The 20,718-nt window shown below is 61.9% G+C and carries 24 protein-coding genes, 1 tRNA gene and 1 pseudogene; 15 read left to right on the top strand and 11 right to left on the bottom strand.

Annotated features, from left to right (window positions below):
• The first annotated feature begins 16 nt into the window (after positions 1-16).
• Positions 17-796, top strand: coding sequence for an alpha/beta fold hydrolase (locus RX327_RS33905; RefSeq protein ID WP_028333452.1), 780 nt, complete (start codon positions 17-19; stop codon positions 794-796).
• Between the two features lie 59 nt (positions 797-855).
• Here RX327_RS33905 and RX327_RS33900 read toward each other — a convergent pair whose 3' ends face one another.
• Both RX327_RS33900 and RX327_RS33895 read right to left on the bottom strand, forming a co-directional pair.
• Positions 856-2,079, bottom strand: coding sequence for an OpgC domain-containing protein (locus RX327_RS33900; RefSeq protein ID WP_050387536.1), 1,224 nt, complete (start codon positions 2,077-2,079; stop codon positions 856-858).
• 124 nt (positions 2,080-2,203) lie between these two features.
• Positions 2,204-2,386 (bottom strand): hypothetical protein, encoded by a 183-nt coding sequence (locus RX327_RS33895; protein WP_038377339.1) that lies wholly within the window; start codon positions 2,384-2,386, stop codon positions 2,204-2,206.
• 513 nt (positions 2,387-2,899) lie between these two features.
• Between RX327_RS33895 and RX327_RS33890 the strand changes: the two genes are divergently transcribed.
• Positions 2,900-3,877 carry a helix-turn-helix transcriptional regulator gene (locus tag RX327_RS33890; RefSeq protein ID WP_050387535.1) on the top strand — a complete coding sequence of 326 codons (978 nt, stop codon included), beginning with the start codon at positions 2,900-2,902 and terminating at the stop codon, positions 3,875-3,877.
• A 92-nt stretch (positions 3,878-3,969) separates the two neighbouring features.
• On the opposite strand, the gene RX327_RS33885 is transcribed toward RX327_RS33890, so the two are convergent.
• Positions 3,970-5,145: a cation:proton antiporter gene (locus RX327_RS33885; RefSeq protein WP_050387534.1), complete on the bottom strand. Its 1,176-nt coding sequence runs from the start codon at positions 5,143-5,145 to the stop codon at positions 3,970-3,972.
• 879 nt (positions 5,146-6,024) lie between these two features.
• Here RX327_RS33885 and RX327_RS33880 point away from each other — a divergent pair.
• Positions 6,025-6,222 (top strand): hypothetical protein, encoded by a 198-nt coding sequence (locus RX327_RS33880; protein ID WP_157348128.1) that lies wholly within the window; start codon positions 6,025-6,027, stop codon positions 6,220-6,222.
• Positions 6,223-6,388: 166 nt separating this feature from the next.
• Here RX327_RS33880 and RX327_RS33875 read toward each other — a convergent pair whose 3' ends face one another.
• A complete protein-coding gene (locus RX327_RS33875; protein ID WP_028333448.1) occupies positions 6,389-6,610 on the bottom strand; it encodes a DUF6894 family protein in 222 nt (73 codons plus the stop codon).
• Positions 6,611-6,769, bottom strand: a complete 159-nt coding sequence (locus RX327_RS33870) for a hypothetical protein (RefSeq protein WP_167350461.1) — start codon at positions 6,767-6,769, stop codon at positions 6,611-6,613.
• A 180-nt stretch (positions 6,770-6,949) separates the two neighbouring features.
• On the opposite strand from RX327_RS33870, the gene RX327_RS33865 reads away from it, so the two are divergent.
• From RX327_RS33865 to RX327_RS39430, 4 genes are all read left to right on the top strand, one after another.
• Positions 6,950-7,135: a DUF3606 domain-containing protein gene (locus tag RX327_RS33865; RefSeq protein WP_028333447.1), complete on the top strand. Its 186-nt coding sequence runs from the start codon at positions 6,950-6,952 to the stop codon at positions 7,133-7,135.
• A gap of 1 nt (position 7,136) precedes the next feature.
• Entirely contained in the window at positions 7,137-7,313 is a 177-nt protein-coding gene (locus RX327_RS33860; protein WP_152977920.1) for a DUF2934 domain-containing protein, read from the top strand.
• Between the two features lie 149 nt (positions 7,314-7,462).
• Positions 7,463-7,657 carry a 2Fe-2S iron-sulfur cluster-binding protein gene (locus RX327_RS39435; protein ID WP_410712219.1) on the top strand — a complete coding sequence of 65 codons (195 nt, stop codon included), beginning with the start codon at positions 7,463-7,465 and terminating at the stop codon, positions 7,655-7,657.
• Positions 7,575-7,772: a DUF1236 domain-containing protein gene (locus tag RX327_RS39430; protein WP_410712218.1), complete on the top strand. Its 198-nt coding sequence runs from the start codon at positions 7,575-7,577 to the stop codon at positions 7,770-7,772. The genes RX327_RS39435 and RX327_RS39430 overlap by 83 nt, the downstream gene beginning before the upstream one ends.
• 111 nt (positions 7,773-7,883) lie before the next feature.
• On the opposite strand, the gene RX327_RS33850 is transcribed toward RX327_RS39430, so the two are convergent.
• From RX327_RS33850 to RX327_RS33840, 3 genes are all read right to left on the bottom strand, one after another.
• Entirely contained in the window at positions 7,884-8,102 is a 219-nt protein-coding gene (locus RX327_RS33850) for a hypothetical protein (RefSeq protein ID WP_050387531.1), read from the bottom strand.
• Positions 8,103-8,464: 362 nt separating this feature from the next.
• A complete protein-coding gene (locus tag RX327_RS33845) occupies positions 8,465-9,175 on the bottom strand; it encodes a flagellar hook assembly protein FlgD (protein ID WP_317248485.1) in 711 nt (236 codons plus the stop codon).
• 10 nt (positions 9,176-9,185) lie between these two features.
• On the bottom strand, positions 9,186-10,778 hold the full coding sequence (locus tag RX327_RS33840; protein WP_050387529.1) for a flagellar hook-length control protein FliK: 1,593 nt from the start codon (positions 10,776-10,778) through the stop codon (positions 9,186-9,188).
• Between the two features lie 360 nt (positions 10,779-11,138).
• On the opposite strand from RX327_RS33840, the gene mnmA reads away from it, so the two are divergent.
• The 4 genes from mnmA (at position 11,139) to RX327_RS33820 (ending at position 13,614) form a co-directional block, all read left to right on the top strand.
• Positions 11,139-12,335, top strand: a complete 1,197-nt coding sequence (mnmA, locus tag RX327_RS33835; RefSeq protein ID WP_317248484.1) for a tRNA 2-thiouridine(34) synthase MnmA — start codon at positions 11,139-11,141, stop codon at positions 12,333-12,335.
• A gap of 25 nt (positions 12,336-12,360) precedes the next feature.
• Positions 12,361-12,999 (top strand): class I SAM-dependent methyltransferase, encoded by a 639-nt coding sequence (locus RX327_RS33830; RefSeq protein ID WP_317248483.1) that lies wholly within the window; start codon positions 12,361-12,363, stop codon positions 12,997-12,999.
• Positions 13,000-13,052: 53 nt separating this feature from the next.
• Complete coding sequence (locus tag RX327_RS33825; protein ID WP_028333442.1) at positions 13,053-13,421, top strand: hypothetical protein; 369 nt, start codon at positions 13,053-13,055, stop codon at positions 13,419-13,421.
• Positions 13,422-13,537: 116 nt separating this feature from the next.
• Positions 13,538-13,614: transfer RNA gene (locus RX327_RS33820), tRNA-Met, on the top strand.
• Here RX327_RS33820 and RX327_RS33815 read toward each other — a convergent pair.
• The 3 genes and pseudogenes from RX327_RS33815 to RX327_RS33805 all read right to left on the bottom strand — a co-directional run.
• Entirely contained in the window at positions 13,571-15,202 is a 1,632-nt protein-coding gene (locus tag RX327_RS33815) for a recombinase family protein (protein ID WP_317251386.1), read from the bottom strand. The genes RX327_RS33820 and RX327_RS33815 overlap by 44 nt on opposite strands.
• Positions 15,141-15,329, bottom strand: a complete 189-nt coding sequence (locus RX327_RS33810) for a hypothetical protein (protein ID WP_283088546.1) — start codon at positions 15,327-15,329, stop codon at positions 15,141-15,143. The genes RX327_RS33815 and RX327_RS33810 overlap by 62 nt, the downstream gene beginning before the upstream one ends.
• A gap of 882 nt (positions 15,330-16,211) precedes the next feature.
• Positions 16,212-16,391, bottom strand: a pseudogene (locus RX327_RS33805) (IS630 family transposase); the annotation flags it as partial.
• A gap of 339 nt (positions 16,392-16,730) precedes the next feature.
• Here RX327_RS33805 and RX327_RS33800 point away from each other — a divergent pair.
• From RX327_RS33800 to RX327_RS33785, 4 genes are all read left to right on the top strand, one after another.
• The gene (locus RX327_RS33800; protein WP_283088545.1) at positions 16,731-16,976 is read left to right on the top strand and encodes a hypothetical protein; all 246 of its coding nucleotides are present in this window, start codon (positions 16,731-16,733) and stop codon (positions 16,974-16,976) included.
• Positions 16,977-18,381: 1,405 nt separating this feature from the next.
• The gene (locus tag RX327_RS33795; protein WP_317248482.1) at positions 18,382-18,852 is read left to right on the top strand and encodes a hypothetical protein; all 471 of its coding nucleotides are present in this window, start codon (positions 18,382-18,384) and stop codon (positions 18,850-18,852) included.
• A gap of 226 nt (positions 18,853-19,078) precedes the next feature.
• Positions 19,079-19,534 (top strand): hypothetical protein, encoded by a 456-nt coding sequence (locus RX327_RS33790; protein WP_317248481.1) that lies wholly within the window; start codon positions 19,079-19,081, stop codon positions 19,532-19,534.
• Between the two features lie 723 nt (positions 19,535-20,257).
• Positions 20,258-20,638, top strand: a complete 381-nt coding sequence (locus RX327_RS33785; protein WP_283088544.1) for an EscU/YscU/HrcU family type III secretion system export apparatus switch protein — start codon at positions 20,258-20,260, stop codon at positions 20,636-20,638.
• Positions 20,639-20,718: the final 80 nt, after the last annotated feature.

Below are 20,718 nucleotides of genomic sequence, written 5' to 3'. Positions count from 1 at the left end.
ACAACGGAGCAGTAACATGATGATGAACAGACGCGCCTTCTCGACCGCCTTGCTCGCTGGAGCTGCGGCTTCACTGGTGTCCTCGCGCGGCATGGCCGCCACCACGCCGCCGGTCAAGGCGCGCAACGTCGTGCTGGTGCACGGCCTGTTCGCTGACGGCTCCTGCTGGTCCGAGGTCATCCCCCGCCTGCAGGCCGCCGGGCTCAACGTGACGTCGGTGCAAAATCCGCTGACCACGTTGCCTGAAGCGGTTGCCTCCGCGCAGCGGGTGCTCGATCGCCAGGATGGTCCGACCGTGCTGGTCGGCCATTCCTTCTCCGGCATGATCGTCACCGAGGCCGGCGTGCATCCGAATGTCTCGGCGCTGGTCTATGTCGCAGCGCGCGCACCCGATGCGGACGAGGATTACACCGCGCTGGCCAAGACCTATCCGACGCCGCCCGCGAGCGCCGGCATCGTGTTCGATGGCGACGAGGGCCGGCTCAGCGAACAAGCGTTCCTGCGCGATTTCGCCGGCGACCTGCCGGAGGCCAAGGCGAAGGTGCTCTATGCCGTGCAGCAGCCGTTCCACAAGCAACTGCTGGCCGGCAAGACCAGCCATGCGGCCTGGCGCAGCAAGCCGAGCTACTACGCCGTCTCGACCGAAGACCGCACCATCAATCCGGATCTCGAGCGCTTCATGGCCAAGCGGATGGGCGCCACCACGATCGAGGTGAAGGCCAGCCATCTCGCGCTGATCTCGCAGCCCGACGCGATCGCCCGGCTGATCCTCGACGCCGCGCGGCAGTCGAGCTGAGCGTCGGCGTTGACCGTGCGTGGGAGAGCATCCGCTTCTCCCGCGCACGATGGCGCGCTTTAGAGGATATGCGCGCCGTGACCGTCGAAAATGCCGCGATCGGCGGCGCGCGGCACAGGATCATGTCCGGCGGCGGTGTCGACATCCGGCGACCGGGCGCGCTTGGTGCCGAGCGTGTTCAGCAGCGTCGCGGCCGCGGCCATCACAAGGACACCGGCAAGACTGAGTCCGATCTGCATCGAGAGCCGGTTCGAGATGTCGAACAGGTCGCATTGGCTGGCCAGCGCCAGCAGGACGCCGAGACAATAGATCGGCAGCGAGTTCTCGCCACAACGCCTCGCGCTGTGCAGCATCGGCGTCGACAGTCCCTGCCAGCCCGCTGGAACGAGCCATGACACCACGATGGCAAGTGCCAGAAAATGCAGCAGCCGCAACGGGCTCAAGTTCGACTTGTCCATCGGAAACAGCAGATCCGTCAGCGCCTGCGGCAGCAGCGGCGGCTTGATGCCGTGGCCCAGCGCAACGACGAAGCCGAACGCGAGATAAAGCGCCGACAGAACAAGCGCGGGGCGCGACGTCACCCATCCCTGGATGGTCCTTCCCTCGATGACATACCATGCGCCCAGCACCACCGGAAGCTGCCAGGCCAGCGGGTTGAAGAACCAGACGCCGTCGGGCCAGGCGGGAATGCTCCAGCCGAAGACGTGCACCAGCGCGTAAAGCGACAGCGAAAGACCAAGCGCCAGGTTCGGCGCTCGCAGCAGCAGCCACAGCAGCGGTGCGAACAACACGTGACAGATCACAAAGACCGGCAGCACGTCGGTATTGACAGGGTGGAATTGCAGGACCGCGGCGTGCGCAAGCGCTGCGCCTGGACGTTCGAACAGAACCCGCGTATTGCTGTCGTCGGCGAGACGGTCGCTGCCCGCGAGGTAGACGACGATCGCGCAAGCGAGCGTCAGCAGCAGAAAGGCGGCATAGATATCCCATCCCCGCCGCAGCGAACGGCCGATCATGCCGCGCCAACCGTCGCGCTGACGCGCCCTGCCGTAGGCCAGTGCGCAGGTGACGCCCGAGATGAACATGAATATTTCGGCGGCATCGCAGAAGCCGTAGTTGCGCAGGGTCAGCCAACTTCCGACGTTGTCTGGAATGTGATCGAGAAAGATCCACCACAATGCGATTCCGCGACAGACATCGATGCGCGGGTCGCGGCCGGTCGATCTGAACTCCGGCGGGGTCTCGCCGAGCAATCGCTTCGAGCTGCGGGTTCGATCGTGCATCTGTCGATCTGTCTGGCGGGCGCGCGCGGCCTCACCGGACCTAGGTCCATGAGACGCTCGGGTGCTCCGAGGCGTGCGCGTGCCGGACTAGCCTCCGGCCAACCTGTATGATTGTGCGCTCCAGCTACCCGAGGGTCGGCGGCGCTTCCGCCGGCCAGCCGCAATCACGGGGGCCGGGTGGATCGCTATCCTCTGACGGCGCCGCCTGCGCGACGTCGCCGATGGCCGGCAACAAATGCTGCTTTCGCATTTCCGCGAGGCGGGCGCGACAGTATTCACGATAAAGCATGTCGAATATGATGGACATGATCGAACGCCTTCTTGATCACTAGGTTGACTTTCCCACGTGACAGATTTCGACCATTTCAACCGGCGGCGATAACCGACAAGTGCCGCAGGCAGTCCGACGCAACCAAAATCGATATCAGTCGTTCTACTGAATGACCTGCGCGTGGCGACTTAGCCAGGAGACCGCGTACAGGGGCATGACACTGATTTGCGCTTTACTCTGCCAGGAATGTTTGAAACGGATCCGATGGCAGCAATTATAAATAGAGCGATCGCGACTGCTTCTTCTTAAAAGGGAAATTTGCCGCGATTTTCATAATGTCATTATATACATAATATTCTGACCACCAAGTGAACTAGTTCACATCAGCATCAATCACAGGCGAACAAGACTAGCAGATCGGTAACGTGGCTTCTTGGACTCATGCGCACGGATCGGGCGAAGGCCGGTGCGTGAATCGCAAAATGCGGATACTGACCGTGGAGTGCCGCAGCATTTCATTCTGATGTTTTGTGAAGGCTGGAGGTCCCCATGCCGATGGACGCAGCCAATTTCGCATCGTATCGATTTTCGACGTGCGAGCTTCCGGAACGCATTCGTATCCCGCTCTGGCGCGAGCACTTTGGCCGATGCATCGTGCACGCCGATATCGAGCCTCTATCGAACGTTTCATTCCAGGCCGATGCGTCGCTGCGAGCGGTTCAGGGTTTGCGCATGCTGGCGCTGAAAGGCACGTCGATGCGGTTCAAGCGTTTGCAGGCGAACCTTGCCGATGGCGATGACTCCATCGGGATCATCTTCTGCTCTCCGGGCAGAGGTCAGCTATCGCAGCGCGGCCGGGACGCCGATTTTCGCGCCGGCGATGCAATTGCAATTCTGCATTCCGAGCCCGCCAGCGTCACCTATATCGACGGGTTGCAATTCGGCCTGGCCGTGCCGCGCGAGGCACTTGCGCAGCGCGTGACCGACGTCGAAGGCCTGGTCATGCGGCCGATTTGGCACCGGACGGAAGCATTCCGACTGTTCATCTCATATCTGAAATCGGTGCTTAAGACGAAAGCGCTGAGCGCGCCGAAGCTTCGCGATACGGTCGTGACCCATATCCACGATCTCATCGCGCTCGCGATCGGCGAGTGTGGTGCGCTGGGCGAGAGCAGCGCGAGCGCCGTCGTTGCTGCGCGGCACCGTGCCGTGCTCGACTACATCGCCGCACACTTTGAGGAGCCCGGGCTCAGCGTTCAAACGGTTGCGCGTGACCAGGGCATCTCGTCGCGCTATCTGCAGCGCCTGATGACGTCATCAGGGCCGTCGTTCACCGAGCGCTTGAATGAATTGCGGCTGCAGCGGGCGCTCAAATTGCTCACCGAGCCTGATGCCGGCCGTCGGCGAATTTCCGATATCGCGCTCGAGGTCGGCTTTTCGGATGTTTCGTATTTCAACCGTCTGTTCCGAACCCGCTTCGGCGATTCGCCGCGCGGCGTCCGGCTCGCGCGAAAGGGTTCTCGCTGAGGGACGGTGCTCCCGGTCGGCACACGTGCAGGATGCCGCTTCAGCCGGCTCTTCATCCCGGATCAGGCATCGGCCGCCTTGCAATCTCTCGACTAGCTTCGACCAGGGCTCGCCTGGTTGGACTTGCTGTCCATGTGATCTAGCTGTCGTGCGGCGTGCGCTGTGAGCATCAATCCGACGATCGACGATACGATCACCAGAACAACCGTAGCATTCAACATGGGATGATCGATCAATCGCTGACCCGCAGCATTTTTTGTGGAATAGGCGACCAGAGCGACCGCGAGCGTGGCCGCAACCTGCGGCACGGTAAGACCGAACATCAAGTTGCGTTCCGTGCGGCGGTAGCCGAACAACCATCCTGTACTTTCGGCTGCAAGCCATTTGCCGCCAAATAGCGCCGCAAGCACGCCGACCACAAGCAACGGCTGATCGCGCAATGTCGCGAAGAACACTTTGAAATCGACAAGGAAACCGGCCGTAATGAAGAACACCGGAATGAACAGGGCCTGACTCATAATTTCCAGGGAATCGTCGCCCTTGACCTCTCCGAACGCCCGCTTCAGGGCAACGCCTGCAAGAAAGGCGCCGATGATTCCTTCCATGCCAATCCATTCCGCCATCTGGGCGGAAATCGCCATTACAAGAAGCATGATCAGCGCGCTGGAGACCCTGGTTGTCCCAAAGGCCGCCAGAAGGCGCTCAACGAACCAGCTCAATCCGACGACGATCCCCGGCACATAAACGGCCAACCATCCCAGGAGGATCAGCATTCCCAAGGGATCAAAGCCTCTGACGTGAATCGGCACGCATAACGCGAGGACAAGAATGGAAAGCATATCGGTGAATAGCGTGGCGCCCACTGCCACGACGGTCGCTTCCTGTCCCAGGAGGCCTTCTTGCTTGACGATGGGCAGTCCGAGCAGGGTATGGGAGGCCAGTATGGCGCCGATGACCGCGCTTGCATTAGGCGAGTACCCCAGCAGCGCCGCAAGGGTTACTGCCAATGCAAAGGGGCAGGCGAAAGTGAGAAGGCCGAATGTAGCCGCCTTATGACGCGCCTTGTTGAACTGCGCGATGTTGACCTCAAAGCCGGCGAAGAACATCAGCAACAGCTTGCCGAGCTCAGCGAAGAAGCCGACGATCTTTCCGTCGGGATTGAGGATAGAAAGCATGTTCGGGCCCAGGATAATGCCCGCGAGGATGTATCCGACCGGACGAGGCAGCCGAATGCGCTCCATGAGGCTGGGAAGAACCAGCGTCAGCATCAACGTCAGCGCAAAGGAAGTAAGTATCGGCAGTTGTGAAAAAAAATTCCAAATGATCCTCTTTCACGCGGCTTTGGCCGTCAAACCTAAATTGTATTTCAAATGAATTCGACGAGAAAGCGTGTTTTCCCGGCTACGGCAGCGATTTGAGCCACGGGGATTTGGGTTACAGGGATCTTGGTCAAGGCTGACAGCGGCAATATGCTTTAGAGCCACCTCGAAGAGCTGGTCGAACTCCCGCCAGCCGGTTCATGACCGCGGGTTCGGCGCCGGCCGCCAGGAGAGGTCGTCGGACCAGAGGTAGATTGCGATCGCTGCCAGGCACAAGGCTATGCCGACCCAGAAGATCGGGGAATGATGGATTGGTCGTCGATCGCTCGGAGCTGTTTTCATTCGATGAACTCATCGCGTGCGGGAGTATCGAGCTCGCAATATCAGGAATTGGGAGTGTCGCTCAGGCAAGGCGTCCTTTGCAAGAGCTGGGCAGGTTGCTGGCGCGGCTGCAAGGCAGGGTGAGTTATCGCACGGCGCGGGTGCGCGGGAGGCAGCCGTGTTCGGCGTCGCATCGGAGCGATCGGAGTAATTTTCAGATCACGTTCGAGGCCGACCACGTCCGCCTCTCTTGACGCCGCGCGAACATGGCGCCGGCCGCATCGGTTGCGCGGCTGGCGTCGGACAGGCCGGGGCCAGCCACTCGGTGTGTTCTTGCCAAGTCTGGCTCACTGCTCTCGACGCTGTCGAGCCCCTCGCGTGGCCGTGACACCAATGCGTTTTCGAATGACGCACGGGTCGGCAATGCGCATTAGCTTATGTGAATCGAAGCAACTTATGTGAATCGAAGCGCTATGGCGGCGGCTCTGCTCCGGGAGTGGCGAGCCATTGTTCGATCTGAACGGCGCGCTCGGCCTCACGGGCCTTCTTGAGAAGTCGTTCCCGCTCGGTGCCGGGAGGCAGGTGCGAAGCCCTCGCGCGGGCCGCTTCCTCCAGCTGAATCAGGCGGTATGCGAGCGTCGTGGTTTGCTTGAAGCGATTGCGGCGTTTCATGTGTGCAAATTGGTGTTTCAAACCCTGGTGTAGCTCCGAACCGCGCTCGTCGTCGTTTGTTCCTATTGAACGGCGGGCGTGGCCTGTCCTGACCGCGTCCTCGAGAGCACCATGCGGCGGGCCGGCGAAGGAATGCCGGACATCGGCCGGTAGCGTCGGTTTGCGGGAAGCGAGCCGAGCCGGGAAAGACCGCTCCCTGTCAGACGCTCGTCGAAGCCAGCGGGATGCGGAAGAGCTCGCTATCGCCCGCATCGCGAACCGAAATGAAATTGCCGTCGCGAACCATCTCCGGCTTTTCGGTCCCGATCCGGTGAGCGATGAAGCTGCCGTGATCCTGGGCGTCCTTGTCGTCGGCACAGTCGTGACCGACGACGTCGTGTGCGGGGATGTCGCCCGCGAGATGGAAGAAGTATCTGGGCATCTAGGTCAGCTTGTCCAAATTGCCGAACGGCTTCGCAGGCGGCGCGTTCTCGGCCTTCTTGATCTGCTGCGTGCCTTCCTCGGCAAGTCTGCCATCGTTGATGATCTCGGCGATGAGCTGCTTGACCCGTCCGCCGATCCTGTCTGCAATGCCTGTCATGGCTCGCCCTTGTTCGTGCTGCCGCCCGCTCTGCCTCTCACGACTGAAGTATCGCTCGCGGATAATGTTCCTCCGAGGGGTGACGACCGATCCATCCAAGAAAGGAACAAATGGCTGTCCTGAAGATTGGATCGCCAGCAACGGCCGAGGCTCAGGCCGAGCGCTGACGCGAGAAGTTCAGTGACCAAGCGCCTGACCAGGAAAGAGCAGTTCGATCGTTCGAAGATCAACATGCACGATCTGCTTCAGGTGAGATGCTGGACACATGCCCTCGGTGTGTCGCGCGAACAGCTGCGTAAAGCCGTCGAGAAGGTCGGTGACTCGGCCGTGACGGTTCGCAAGGAGCTCGGAATTCCAGAGGAATGACATGGCCACCGAACAGCAGATCAGGGACTACGCGCGGCAGCTCTGGGAGAAGGCCGGAAAGCCCGACGGCAGGGACAAGGAATTCCGGCACGCGGCCGAGGTCGAGCTGAATGCGGAGAGCGAAAGTCCGGACGCGCCAACACTGGACCAGCCGAACAAGACGACCATTCCCGGATGAACGCCTTGGCGCGAGGAGCGCGCCGGCGGCGCGATTGATCGGGATCCTCCGTTAGGAACATTGCCATTCTGTCGCGGTTCTCGAAACGCCGCATGGAGCGGTGAGGAGGACGTTATGAAAAAGCTGGTTCTGATTTCTGTTGCCGCCGTATTGGCGTCGACGGGCGCTTTCGCCCAGAGCACGATTGTCGGCACGACCGGTGCCGGACATGCCGCCACCGTGCAGATCGAGCCGCAGTACCGCACGCGAATCCACAGCTATGTGACCGAACACAAGATCCGTCCCGTCGAGACGCGGGAGAGGATCGTCGTCGGCTCGCCTGTGCCGCGCGAGGTCGAGCTTGAAGCGGTGCCTGCCGATTGGGGCCCGTTGCTCACCAGATATCGCTATGTCTATACCGGCCAGCGCGTGATGCTGGTCGATCCCGACACCCGTACGGTCGTGCAGGAAGTCGAGTGAGGCCGCTCTGATGACGGGCCGCCAGCAACGGCGGCGGCCCGCGCTCAGCCGGAACGTCTGATCCGCGGGGGCAAGCGCCGTTCCGTCAGCGGCCATCGACCGCGTCGGCCGTCAGAGACCGATGCTGGCGACAGCGGCTTCCGCGATGCCCTTCGCGTCGAGGTCCCCGGTCTTGCCGATCTCGATGACCTTGCGGGCCACGATCTCGCAAAGCGGATCGTTCCGATCAACCAGACCCATCGAATGCAGCGCCAGGCTGAACGCCCTGTTGAAGAGCTCGATTTGCTCCGGCGTGTATTCGCCCGTCTTCAGCAAGCGATTGATCGGCATTGTCGAGCCCCACAGCAAGCAGCCAAGTGACGTGGCTATAGCATGGAACCGTCGCGACCGGCACCCGGCTTTCCCTGCGCCCCCTTCAAGGGAGGGCGAAACGAGAAGCAAAAAAGCTCGGGCAAATCATGTCGCGAGAATGCGATCGTGTGGCCCGCAAGAACCGCGCCACACACTCAGCGTCGTCCTGGCGAAAGCCAGGACCCATTACCCCAACTCTCAATTGTTGCGCGACGCTGGGGCCACGATCCCGTTCATCATCAAATGCGGTGGTTATGGGTCCTGGCTTTCGCCAGGACGACGATACAGTGTGGTGAGCGGGTCGCCCGCTCAACGCGCAGCTACGGATCGTCGCAATGTGCTTAGCTCGAGCCAGTCGCCCCGCGCACCACGCGCTTGATCTTGTCGGTGGTGTAGGTCTGCCCGCCGATCGAGAGCAGCGGCGGGGAGGCGGTCAGGTCGACGGAGTCGACGACGCCCTGCACCTCGGTCGAGATGGCGATCGGATTGCCCTTGGAATCCTTGCCGGTGGCGGTCAGCGTGTAGGTGCCGGCCGGCCATTGCGTGCCGTCATTGCCCTTGCCGTCCCAGACGAAGCTGGCGTTGCCCTGCTTCAGGCTGAAATTGCCGGAATAGGCGGTCTGTCCGGTCGCGCTCGTGATCGTGATGGTGGCGCTGGTGGCTTGCGGGGACACCAGATTCCAGGTCGCGGATTTGTCGAACTGCGTCTTGCTGCCGTCGACCGCGACCGTGTTGCCGACATAGACCAGCGCCTGGGTCGACTGCGCGCTCTTCTCGATCTCGATCAGCGACTTCAGCTGATCGTTGGTCTTGAGCTGCTGCTCGACGCCGGCGAACTGCACCAGCTGCTGGGTGAACTGGTTGGTGTCGAGCGGATCCAGCGGGTTCTGGTTCTGGAGCTGCGTCGTCAGCAGCGTCAGGAAGGTCTGGAAGTTGTCGGCAATGCCCTGCGAGGAGGTCGTCAGGCCGCTGCCGCTGCTGCTTGAGTTCGTTCCGTTGCTGGTGCCCGGTGCCGAGACGACGGGCGTCGGCATGGTTGCATCGACTGCCATGGTGAACTCCTTACACTCTGATATCGACGCCGCCGAGGGCGCCGGTTGCACGGCCGTAGGAGCGGCCCGCCGCTGCGGCGGGAACGCTGTCCTCCTCGGTAACGATCAAACGATGGGCGTTCGGATTGGACTGGCCATTGTTGTTCTGGCCCGACTGCGACTGGTCGCGCAGGCTGAACTGCAATCCGCCATTGCCGGTCGAGAGGCCGGCATTGTCGAGCGCGCGCTGCAACTGGTTGGCGTCCTGGCGCAGCATCGACAGCGTTTCCGGGCGTTCGACGGTGAGATGCGAGGTGACCTGGCCGTTGCGATCGACATCGATGCGGACATCGATGCGGCCGAGCTCGGCGGGGTCGAGCCGGATCTCGAAGCGACTCTTGCCGCTCTTGGCGGAGGCGGCGATCTGCATCGCAAGCCCGCTGAGCGGCACGGCGGCGCTCTGCGCAGCGTTGGTCACGGTCAATTGTGCGGTCGCAGACGGCGTCGTCTGGGTGGTCGCGGGTTGCGGCTGCAGTGCGTTCGCTGCCTGCGCGCTGGGATCGGGGGTTGTGAGCTGGGTCTGCGCGGTCGCGTGGCCGCCGACCGCCGGCGTCGGCGCGGCATTGCCGTCGCCGTTTGCGTCGGCCTTGATGGCATCGGCGGCACCGTCGGTGGCGGCCTTTGCCTTGCCGGCAACTGCGGCCGGCTGCGCGGTAGCGGGAACGATGTTGGTCGGAGCAGCCTGCGCGGTGTTGGCGCTGCCCGCGGCGGCGCCGTCCTGGTCGGCCGGCATCGTCGCCGTCGCGTCCTTCGCGGTGAGCTGTGTCTTGGCCTGTGTCGTCGTCTTGGTGGCGGGCGTTCCGGCGGCAACTGTGGCGGCGAATGTCGCATCGCCGGTCGCTGTCGCTGCGCCCGAAGCCGTTGCCGCATCGCTGGTGGTGATGACCTGTGCGTCGGTCTTGACGCCGGCGGCCTTGGCGACCTTGTCGGCATTCGCTGTGGTGGCCGCCGCCGCTGCGGTGTCGGCGCCGGCAGGCGCGCCGCTGCCGCCAGCAGCGCCGGTGCCGGCATTGGCCGAGCTTGCCGCGATGGCCGCTGCGGCGATCGCGAGCGGTGCGGCCGGCTGGTCCGACGGCGCGATGGCCGCCGGTGTCGGGGCAGTCGCCGGTGTCGCGGCAACAGGAGCAATCACGGCATTCACGGTTGCCGCACCCGGATCCTGCTGCGCAGCGGCCTGCGTCGCGTCCGGCTTGTCACTGGTCGATTTCGCATCGGAGTTCGATTTCGAGTCGTCCGATTTCGATTTCGACTTGGTCTTGGACGGCGCGTCGCTCTCGACCTTGTTGTCGTTGCGCGAACTGGCGGAATCCCGCGACGTCCGGTCGGGGCCCGTGCTGGTGTCGCGGGGGCGTGCGTCGGTCGTCGAGGGCGGATCGTCGGACCGCCGCGAGGGCGCTGGCTGGGAGTCGTAGCGGCTGCCGTCGTTTGTGGACGCAGTGTTGCTGTCGACCAGCGCGGCAAAGCCGTCGTTCCCCGTCTGCGAAGCGGGATCGGGCCGCGACGACCGCTGCGTCGCGCCCTGAAAAGACCGGCCTGCCAATGCTTCCGACGTGACGCTGACCACTGCCAACCCTCGCAAATGAGACTTCCAGCGTTTTGTCAGCAAGGAGTGGGCCAACCGGGGATGGCAATAAATAATGAGTTATTTCAGAAGGTTACGAGCTGTCTTGGCCGGCTGAAGCAGGTTCCCGGCAGGTCTCCTTTTTGCCCGGCGGCAAGATTTGCCGTCCACGCGCGGCACGGCACGGCTTCCGGCGGATTGCCTCACCGGAATACGGCCTATATTAAAAGGTGGCCTCCAACCCGTCCGAACCGACCGAACCGGCCTTGGATGTGTTCTAAGGCTCTCTGGACAAAAGGCTTTTTCCAATATCGTCGCGGAGCGCATATGCTCGCCGCGACAGTGACCAATGACCGCTTAAAGATGCTGAACAGTCTGGATCTCGAAGGCCGTCCCGAAGACACCAGGGTCGTCGTCGCCATGTCGGGCGGCGTCGATTCTTCGACGACGGCTGCGCTGCTGAAGGCGGAAGGCTACGACGTCGTCGGCATCACGCTGCAGCTCTACGACCATGGCGCGGCGACCCACCGCAAGGGCGCCTGCTGCGCGGGCCAGGACATCCACGATGCCCGCGATGTCGCGGCCAAGCTCGGCATTCCCCATTACGTGCTCGACTACGAAAGCCGCTTCAAGCAATCCGTCATCGACAACTTTGCCGACTCCTACGCGCTCGGCGAGACGCCGGTGCCGTGCGTCGAGTGCAACCGCTCGGTCAAGTTCCGCGATCTCCTGAAGACCGCGCGTGAGCTCGGCGCGCAGGCGCTCGCGACAGGCCATTATGTTGCCTCCCGCCGCCTGCCCGATGGCTCGCGCGCGCTGGTCTGCGCGGCCGATGCCGACCGCGACCAGAGCTATTTCCTGTTCGCGACCACGCGCGAGCAGCTCGACTTCCTGCGCTTCCCGCTCGGCGACATGACCAAGCCGCAGACCCGCGAGCTGGCGCGCCGCTTTGGGCTCGCGGTCGCCGACAAGCACGACAGCCAGGACATCTGCTTCGTGCCGACGGGCCGCTACACCGACATCATCGGACGGCTGAAGCCGAATGCGATCGCGCCGGGCGACATCGTCGATCTCGACGGTCATGTGATCGGCCAGCACCAGGGCATCGTTCATTTCACCGTCGGCCAGCGCAAGGGGCTCGGCATTGCCTCCGGCAGCCCGCTCTATGTGGTCAAGCTCGATGCGGCGACGCGCCGTGTCGTGGTCGGGCCGCGCGAGGCGCTGCGGATGGATCGCATCGCGCTGCGCGACGTCAACTGGATCGGCGACGGCGCGCTGGATCGCGTGATCGGCGAGGGCATCGAGATCTATGTCCGCGTGCGTTCGACGCGCGCGCCGCAGCCGGCGTGGTTGCGCGCCGTCGATGGCGGCTACGAGGTCGAACTCGTCGCCGGCGAGGAGGGCGTCTCGCCCGGCCAGGCCTGCGTGTTCTACGACGCAGCCAGCGGTCAGGCCCGCGTGCTCGGCGGCGGCTTCATCAGAAGTGCAAGCGCAAGCCGCGCAACACGGGCCGCGACGCGGGACGCGTTGGCGCCGCTTGCGGAAGCGGTTCGCGGATAGACAGAAGAAACGTCGGGGCAGGGGAATGGCTGGGGACATCGACCGCGAAGGGGTCGAGAAGGCCTATGGCCGCTGGGCGCCGGTCTATGATCTCGTGTTCGGCAAGGTGTTCGACGCCGGAAGGCAGTCGACCATCGCGGAGGCCGACCGCATCGGCGGCCGCATTCTCGACGTCGGCGTCGGCACCGGGCTTTCGCTGTCGGAATACAAGCGCACCACAAAACTATGCGGCGTCGATATTTCCGAACCGATGCTGCGGCGGGCGCTCAAGCGCGTGCGCACGCAGGGCCTCAGCAATGTCGAGGCGCTGGCGGTGATGGACGCCAAGAATCTCGCGTTTCCGGATGCGTTCTTCGACGCGGTGGTCGCGCAATATGTCATCACTGCCGTGCCCGATCCCGAAGGCACGCTCGACGAGTTCGTCCGCGTGCTCAAGCCCGGCGGCGAGCTGATCCTCGTCAACCACATCGGCGCCGAGAGCGGCCCGCGCCGCGTCTTCGAGCTCGCCTTCGCGCCGCTGGCGCGGCGGCTCGGCTGGCGTCCGGAGTTTCCGTGGGAGCGGCTGACCAATTGGGCGGCGAAGCATGGCGGGGTCAGCCTTGCGGAGCGCCGCCCCATGCCGCCCATGGGCCATTTCTCGCTGATCCGCTACCGCAAATCGTGATGTTGCGGCGATTTTGCGAGGGAACATCGGCGCGTCGTCACGGTTTTCCCGTCATGAGGATCAATCGAACACTCGCTTTATCCTGTGTGCTGATGCTGGCACCCGCTGTTGCCGCGGCGCAGGCGCCGCCGACGCCCGCCACGCCGCCGGCACAGACCGCGCCGCCGGCGCCGCAGCGCGCCGCTGCGAATTGCGCGCCGCAGCAGCAGCCGTCGCATCCCGGCGCGCCGGCTCCCGAGGGAACCACCACCGGGCAGAGCAGCCAGCCGCTGGGCGACAAGCTCGCCAAATCCGACGGGGTGTTGTGTCCGCCGGCCGGGGTCGATCCCGAAATGCGTGCGCCGACCCCGCAAGGCGGCAACACGCCGGTGATTCCACCGCCCGGCAGCCCCGGCGGCGACCCATCGGTGAGGCCGAAATAGCCTCTGCCTGCAATAAGTTGCTGCCCCGTCCGGGTTTGCTTGACAGGCGCGCATGCCACTCTTTATATGCCGCGCGTTCGCACCCGCGGCTCACCGGCCGCCGATGGCGAGCCCATGGCGGGGTAGCTCAGCTGGTTAGAGCACGGGAATCATAATCCTGGGGTCGGGGGTTCGAGTCCCTCCCCCGCTACCATGTATGACCCACTATCGCGGTGAGCCTGCGGAAAGGCGTCCCCGCCGATTAGTGCGGCGAGCTTACCTTTCACCTCGACCTCGAACCCTTCCCGTGGTCCCTTCGGGTGGACCGTGACACTGTGCACAAGCGCCCGAAAGTCGTCGACCAGGGAACCTCGGTCGTCCTTCGCCTCGGTGTGGCCGGCCATCGTCTCCGCAAGTGCGTTCACCGTGATTATGTAGCGGTCCAGAGTCGCTGGATGGAGCGCGACGGGGACTGGAGCTTCTTCGAGTGCGGCTAGTTCGGCCTCGACGCGCAATCGCTCTTCCTTCAGGTCCCCGATCCGTTGCTTGGCGTCCTCCTCGGAAATTAAGTACTTAATCACGAGATCAATGTTGCGCTGGCGCTCCCCTTCGATCCGATCACGTTTTGCTTTCAGTCGCGCCCGCACCGCGACTGCGTCCCGGGCAAGCCGCTCCCGTTCACTGTTGTAGTTGCGGACATAAGTCTCGATTAGCTGCGGGTCTTTCAGTTCTTCCGCCATGCCGCTGAGGACAAGTCTTTCGATGTCGCGCAGGTAGATGATCCTTCGATTCGAACAACTCCCGCTCTCGCGAACCGCCGAACAGCGAATCCTGGTCTTTCCAGTCTTGTCACGGTCATGGACCGACATCCCCGATCCGCAACAACCGCAGCGAAGGAGACCGGAAAGGAGGTGCGGTGCCCGCCGCTTCATGTGGCTGGCCAAGTGGCTCTTCTCGGTTTTCAGAGCGTGAGCCTGCTCCCAAACGCTCTGATCGACGATCCGAAGCTGAGGCGCCTCGATGCTCTGCCACTCATCGCGAGGGTTCGGGCGAGACAGCCGCTTGCCGGTGTCAGGATCCTTGACCATCCGGACTTTGTTCCAAACGATCCGCCCGGCATAGAGTTCGTTGAAGATGAGCCCAGCACCACGTTCGGCGTTCCCATTGATCGTCGACGCGTTCCATAGCCGGCCGCGCGGCGGACGAACGTTTTCTCGGTTGAGATCGTGTGCGATGTCACGCGGTGTTCGTCCCCCGGCATAGGCCGTAAAAATTCGCCGGACGATCGCAGCTTCGTCTTCGACGATTTCGAGTTCGCCGGCTTTGCCAGGAATGGGCCGATATCCGTAGGCGCGTCCCCCGGCGTGTCGACCGTCGCGTATCACACCGGCCATACCGCGACGGACCTTCTTCGCTCCGTCTTCGCGCTGCATCTGTCCAACGAGGCCGCGAATTCCAATCAAGATGGAGTCCGCGGTGCCATCATGAACGGCTTGGATTTGGATACCTTGGAAAGATAGCCTTTTGTGGATGCCGGCCAGGTCTTCCATGTCACGAGAAAGCCGATCCAACGCCTCCACAATGACGACGGAGAAACGTTGTTGGCGCGCGGCATCCATAAGCTGCATCAAGCCATCGCGACCGAATACAGAGGCTCCAGAGCGAGCTTTATCCTCGAAGGTTGCAACGACGTCGAACTGATTACGGGCCGCATAGGCCCTACACAGAGCAATCTGATCTTCAGTCGATTTTTCGCTTTGAAGCTCGGTCGAGAACCGAGCATAAATTGCCGCGGACTTCATCTTGAACACCACCGCTGATGCGTTTCTCGCTGGCGGCGTCAATATTAGTTTTCATCAGCCGCTCATTCTCGAAGAGATGATCGCGCCTCGCATCGGCGATTGCAAGGGCTTCAACGAATTTGACCAAGGCAGGATCTATTCCAGGTGAGTTTACACACCGTGGTGCATGATGCAGAGCTTCCTTCGCTTTCGCACGCTTCATAACGCCAGGATGCTGCAAGCGGTTCAAGAAGGGTAGGCTTCTTAGGCATCGATCGCAGAATTGGATGTGATCGAAAGAAAAATCGATAGATTCTCGGGAGCGTAGAGATCTGAGCAGGCGTTATTGCTCTCGCAGATAAGGCTCAGCAATCCCCGCAACCACACCGTCATGAGCAACGGGTAACGAGTAGATCCGTTGATTTTGCTGCCTTGTCCTTTGGGTCCGATCGCATTCGTTGCATTTTGGCCGGGTTGTTTCTTGTGCGGTCCGTGGTCATTTGTTGAAACCGTAGCCGTTGCACGCGCGCACCGGCCGAGTGGCCGGGTCTCCTTGAGCCTGACGGGATATTCTTCGCCGGGCTCACGACTCTATGTAGCCTTAATGCGCGATGAACCCGTTGATCGGTCGGGGTAGGCGCACGTACCAACGCGGCCCTTTCGCCAGCCATAGCCGAATCAGAGGGGTTTTGTGCGTGCCGTAGTTGTTCATGACGAGATGGATGTCGAGTTCGCGCGGCACGGCGGCCTAGATTTCGTCCTGGGATGGGAAACTTAGCGGCTCGGTGCCGTCCGTAATACTTGCCGATGAGCCGCCCGGTGGCGGTGTCAAGCGCGGCGAACGGTGTAGTGGTGCCGTGCCCTTCTGTAGTCATGGCTCTTCGGGCCAGTGGGGCCGTATCAGGGGGACCGCGATCCACACTAAAAGTGGACTGCTCATCCGCACACAGCACGATGCTGTGTCCACTCGAACGGCCTGCACGCCAAGATTGACTTCAGGCTGATATCGACTAGTAGCTCTGCACAGTGATTATGACTCTCTGGAGGTGTGGAGATTGGCGAGGCCCAAACTGGTGCGGGCCCTGTCTGTCGTGAACATCCATTTGATGCGGGAGCGTGCGGCATTCCTCTGGCGTTCCCAAATGGCGATTTCGCGGCGCAGCCGCTTGGGGTCATCGATCCTGCGATCGAGGCACTGTCCCCGCAAGACTCGGCCGAGATCGGTTCGCCGATAGTTGCACCGGGTTTCGTCGAAGCACATCACGGGCCCTTGAGATCGGACGTCTCGCCGTAAAGGGCGAGCAAGTCTTCCATGAGGGCGACGTAATTGCCATCCACCGGCGGGACTGATGCCTTGACCTGACGGTGGCTAGTTGGTTCAGGCACAGGGTCTCTTCGCCCACTGATCCCTGTACTCAGCGAGATCAACCGCATTGTTATTGTCGACTCGCAACGCGCACCCACTGGCGCCAACTCCTTGAAGCGCGCGCACACATTTTCGCCGTAACTGGTCTCAAAGGTTGAGCCAACGATGGGGAGGCAATCAGCGTTGGTTCAGACAGAAAGAAGCGTAGTCGAGCACATGCTCGCATCATTGACAACGAGCGCGCTGCGGAATCGGGCCGCCCCCACTCAGGAAGAGGTGATGCATCATTTGAAACTCGCTTACGAAAGAGCGGGCGTCACCCCGACGCAGGAATCTACGATCCGCATATTGCAGCGTGCCTTACTTGAGATCAATGAGGCTGAGACGATGTTGGAGTTCATAGGCCGGGGCGAAGCGCTGCCGCACTGAGTTGACGAACGATGTTCCTTGACGCTCATCGCTACCACCCGATCTGAGTGACGGAAGGTAGCAACTGCTGGGTAACTCGCGGTCTGACCAGCCGATCGCCATGCCAAGGTCTGGTGAGTCTTTGCGCCTCGCACCCACCGCTGCGCTATCACTGATGGTCAGAAGTCTGCGGGGACCATGCATCCATGCGGCGTTTCGCTCCAGATGTAGTTATTTGTGCATCCGTAGAAGACTTTTCGTCAGCTAGTTGTCAGCCAGGCAGCCTATATCGAAACGCTTCGCGCTCTCGCCTGTACGGAAATGGAAATGACTGGCACTGGCCGGCTTGGCAAATCGCAGGTTGGAACTGCTAGAGCCGACAGCACGGGGGGATCGAGCAGTTCGCGCTCGAGATCTGGTCTTGCGGCGGAGCAGGACAGCCAATCATTCGATTCCGTCGTGGAGCGGATACGCGCTCGGCGTCACGATGGAACCGTGCCGTTCGTTCGCCAGCCGACAACTTTGGATATGGCAGTCGCCATTGCCACGACAGGCGATAGATCGAGGCAGCAAAACGACAAATGGACGGCCTACTTGAGGAGCTTGACACTTGCCGGAATGCGGCCACGCAAGTGTTGCCGAACTCGTCGGAGGCGCAAGAGCTGATCGACCAGCTCGTCGAGGCAGGCTCAAAAGTGCTGAACTACCGTGCAAGCCTGTCCCCACATGTGGCGCATCGCGTTCTCTCCGACGATCGGGCTCGCCGAATCCGCGACGAAGCACTCCATGCGGCAGAGCAATGCAACACATTGGCTACCCCGGTCATCTACGCCTTGGAGCAGAGCAGGAAGAGTGCGGCTACGGTGCTCGACCGGATGCGCCAATCCAACGTTAGTTCCGATCAGCTGAACCGAGCGGCTTCCAGTGTGACGGACCGCTATGAGGCCTGCATGAGGTGGTGGGGAAAGAAGGCATTGCGTTCGGAACGAATGCAATTTGTCTGCGCCGCTACTTCGAACCTACCAAGTACAACACCAGAGATGCGGCAGACTGAGGAAGCTGCACTGCGGCTGCACACCGGCTCGACGCTGTATATGAAGTGCTTGCATCTGCAATCACAGATCGCTCTCGCGCAGGTCAAGATTGAGCCGCAGGCGAAATACGCTCAAGCCAGCCATGAGAGAAATTCTCATGGCCGACGACGGTCGCGTGCGGCTGCTTTGAACCTTCATAGCGGATGTTTTTCCGGCATTCAACTCGGCGGCCGACGCCGTTCTAAACGGCAAAGGACGCGCACTCGATGCAGAGCACTGCGCCGTCCAGGAAGGAGTGATGGAGCGGCTTTCGGAATTTGCGTCGGCGTTACACGACATCGGTGCCAAGCTAAGCGACGGTGGAACAGGTGCCTCCCCCCCCATTGGAATTGTTGAGCCAGATCGTGGAAGGCGCATGGGTCACCGCGCACGAAGTCATGCGCTTTCTTGAACTGCAGCCGAATACGGCGGTCATCATCGCACCGCCGGCCGACGCTAGGACTGCGACACCGACCGACACCTGCGACGAGGCTGCGGCTGAAGCCGCTACAGTGCGCAGGAAGGGGAAAGGCAAACGCACGCCGGTCGCTAGCGCCGGGAATTTGGTAGCCGAGCGACCGCAGCCGCACGTCGCTACGGCTCCAGCAGCCAAAGTTGTGGTGCTCTCGGATCTGGGTACGAAGAAGCTCGTGAGCGCGGAAGAGGCGCATGCGAGGGCGACATCCTCGGCGACGGCACACTTGGCGATCTGGCAGGCCCCGCCATCAATGGAGGGACTAACGCGGCTCCTCAAGCGATTGGACGAACTTTGCAATTCGATCTGCCTGGCCAGCAAAGGACCGCCGCGCAAGTACGCCAGATGAAACCCGAGGATGCCGACCACGTCGTGGATACCGTGGTCGCGCGCCTGCAGATCCAAGCTACCGAGATGCAGGCCTGTGTGGGCGCATTGGAGGCACCTCGTCGGCGTGGCCTGCTCAAGTGCGAGACGTGCACGACAAAATAGCCCGGCTCAAGGTGATGTGTTCGGAGGCACAGGGGCTGGCCAAGTCTTTAATTGAGCGAAAGGCCACGATTCGGCTTGATTGCATGAAGACCTACGCCCTTCCCTCACAGATGTACCTTGAACACTTGCGGGCAGTCGAGGAATTGGCGGTCGCCGATCTACCGCGCCCCTTAAAGGGTGAATCAGGGGCGCTGTTCGAGATCAAGCTGCAAACCGGCGCGTTCTGCAATGGTGCAATGCCGAGCCCCATGTGGGTTCACATCCATACGAAGCGACCGGTACATACGGGCCAGTTGGCGACGCTGGATGACGCCGACTTCGCCGCTTGCCACGTCAAGTCCAACGAACAACGCGGCTATAATCAGCAGTGGCAGAACGCCCGGGCGGCGACGGGCTGCGAAAACGTCGTGATTCACCGCGGCAAGCTCACGCCTGCGTTCTGTAAGTCCTTGTTGGCCACAGTCCTCAGTGGCGACCCACGCTATCCCCTTGCTGAGGCGGAGCATCCCGTTGACCAAGCAGCCCGACACTTAACGTAGCTGGGGCTTCTCACGTAGAGTGGCGGTTGTTATCATCAATCAGACGTTCGAAATCCGAGCCGGCGTTTCGTGCTCCGGTTACAGGCGTTCAGCACCGGCTTCCAACGAGATACAGCAGTCTTCGGCCTTCCGCCCTGCCGACGACTCCGTTCCTATTCGCACGATGGGCCATCAGCTCGCAGCGCAACTTTACCCTGCCGTGAAGAAGAAAGACTGTTTTGGCCCCAACAATCGACGTGCTGGACGTGCGTACGGCTGGTTGTCGATAGTGCCATCGCGCTCCAGTTGGTCGTGCGGCGCATTGTTCTTCGATTTGACCTTGGCTCGGGCCAGTTGATGATCTTATCGGAGCCTCGTTCACGAGGATGCCAATAAGGGGGTCGACGCTGGCGTCAGACGACGGTTCTACGAGCATCGTCAACGAGAGCCCGGCCTGGCGACCCAGACCGTCACCGCCATGGCCGCGCTCTGGGCGATCGCGGCCTGTATCCGCGGCAGGTTCCTGGCACGCGGGTAAAAGCGCGCTAGCAAGGATTCCGCCGCCATCATCCAGACGCACCGCCCGCCAGTGCCTCCTAAGCGACGGTCGCATCGAGATCGGCTCGAATACTATGCGAGCGGTTCGGCCGCAAACCATCACTAGAAAATGCGCTAGCGCGCAGCCAGAGCGGCGGTTGGATTTGGGCGACTGTCGCCACGCTTCTGCATACCACGAAGATAGCGATGGTCGGTCGGCCCGCCTGCACAATCCTGATGACGGTGCTGGCCAATGGTGGACTGGTGTTCTCCTCTGAGCCGATGACACTGAAATTGCAGAACATTGATCGCATCAAAGGCTTGAAGCGTATCGCTTTTTCGCGCTCGATCGTCGAGGTCGGCAAGACCTTGGTCAAGGTCCTCTGCCTCGGCGCGATCTTTCTGCTCGTTGTCGGCCGGCGCGTGAAGGCGCAGGCTCATCCGCCGATTTGCGGAATGGCCTGCTTCGATTTCCGCTTCATTGAAGTAAAACCGATGATCGGGATTGCCAGTGGTGCTTCTCATCGGCCGATTGATCGACATCCCCGTCCGGTGCTGCTCATTTTTGCGCGGCATGCGCATTACTGAGAGTGAGATGAAAATCAAAGACGCGCTCGGCGTTTTAATCTGCAGCAAGAACACTTCTTGCCACAGGCCTAGTCTAGTTC

Source organism: Bradyrhizobium sp. BEA-2-5 (genome assembly GCF_032918025.1).
Classification (GTDB): domain Bacteria; phylum Pseudomonadota; class Alphaproteobacteria; order Rhizobiales; family Xanthobacteraceae; genus Bradyrhizobium; species Bradyrhizobium pachyrhizi.
The sequence above is the reverse complement of the archived record's forward strand: the minus strand, read 5'-3'. Positions and strand labels throughout refer to the sequence as shown.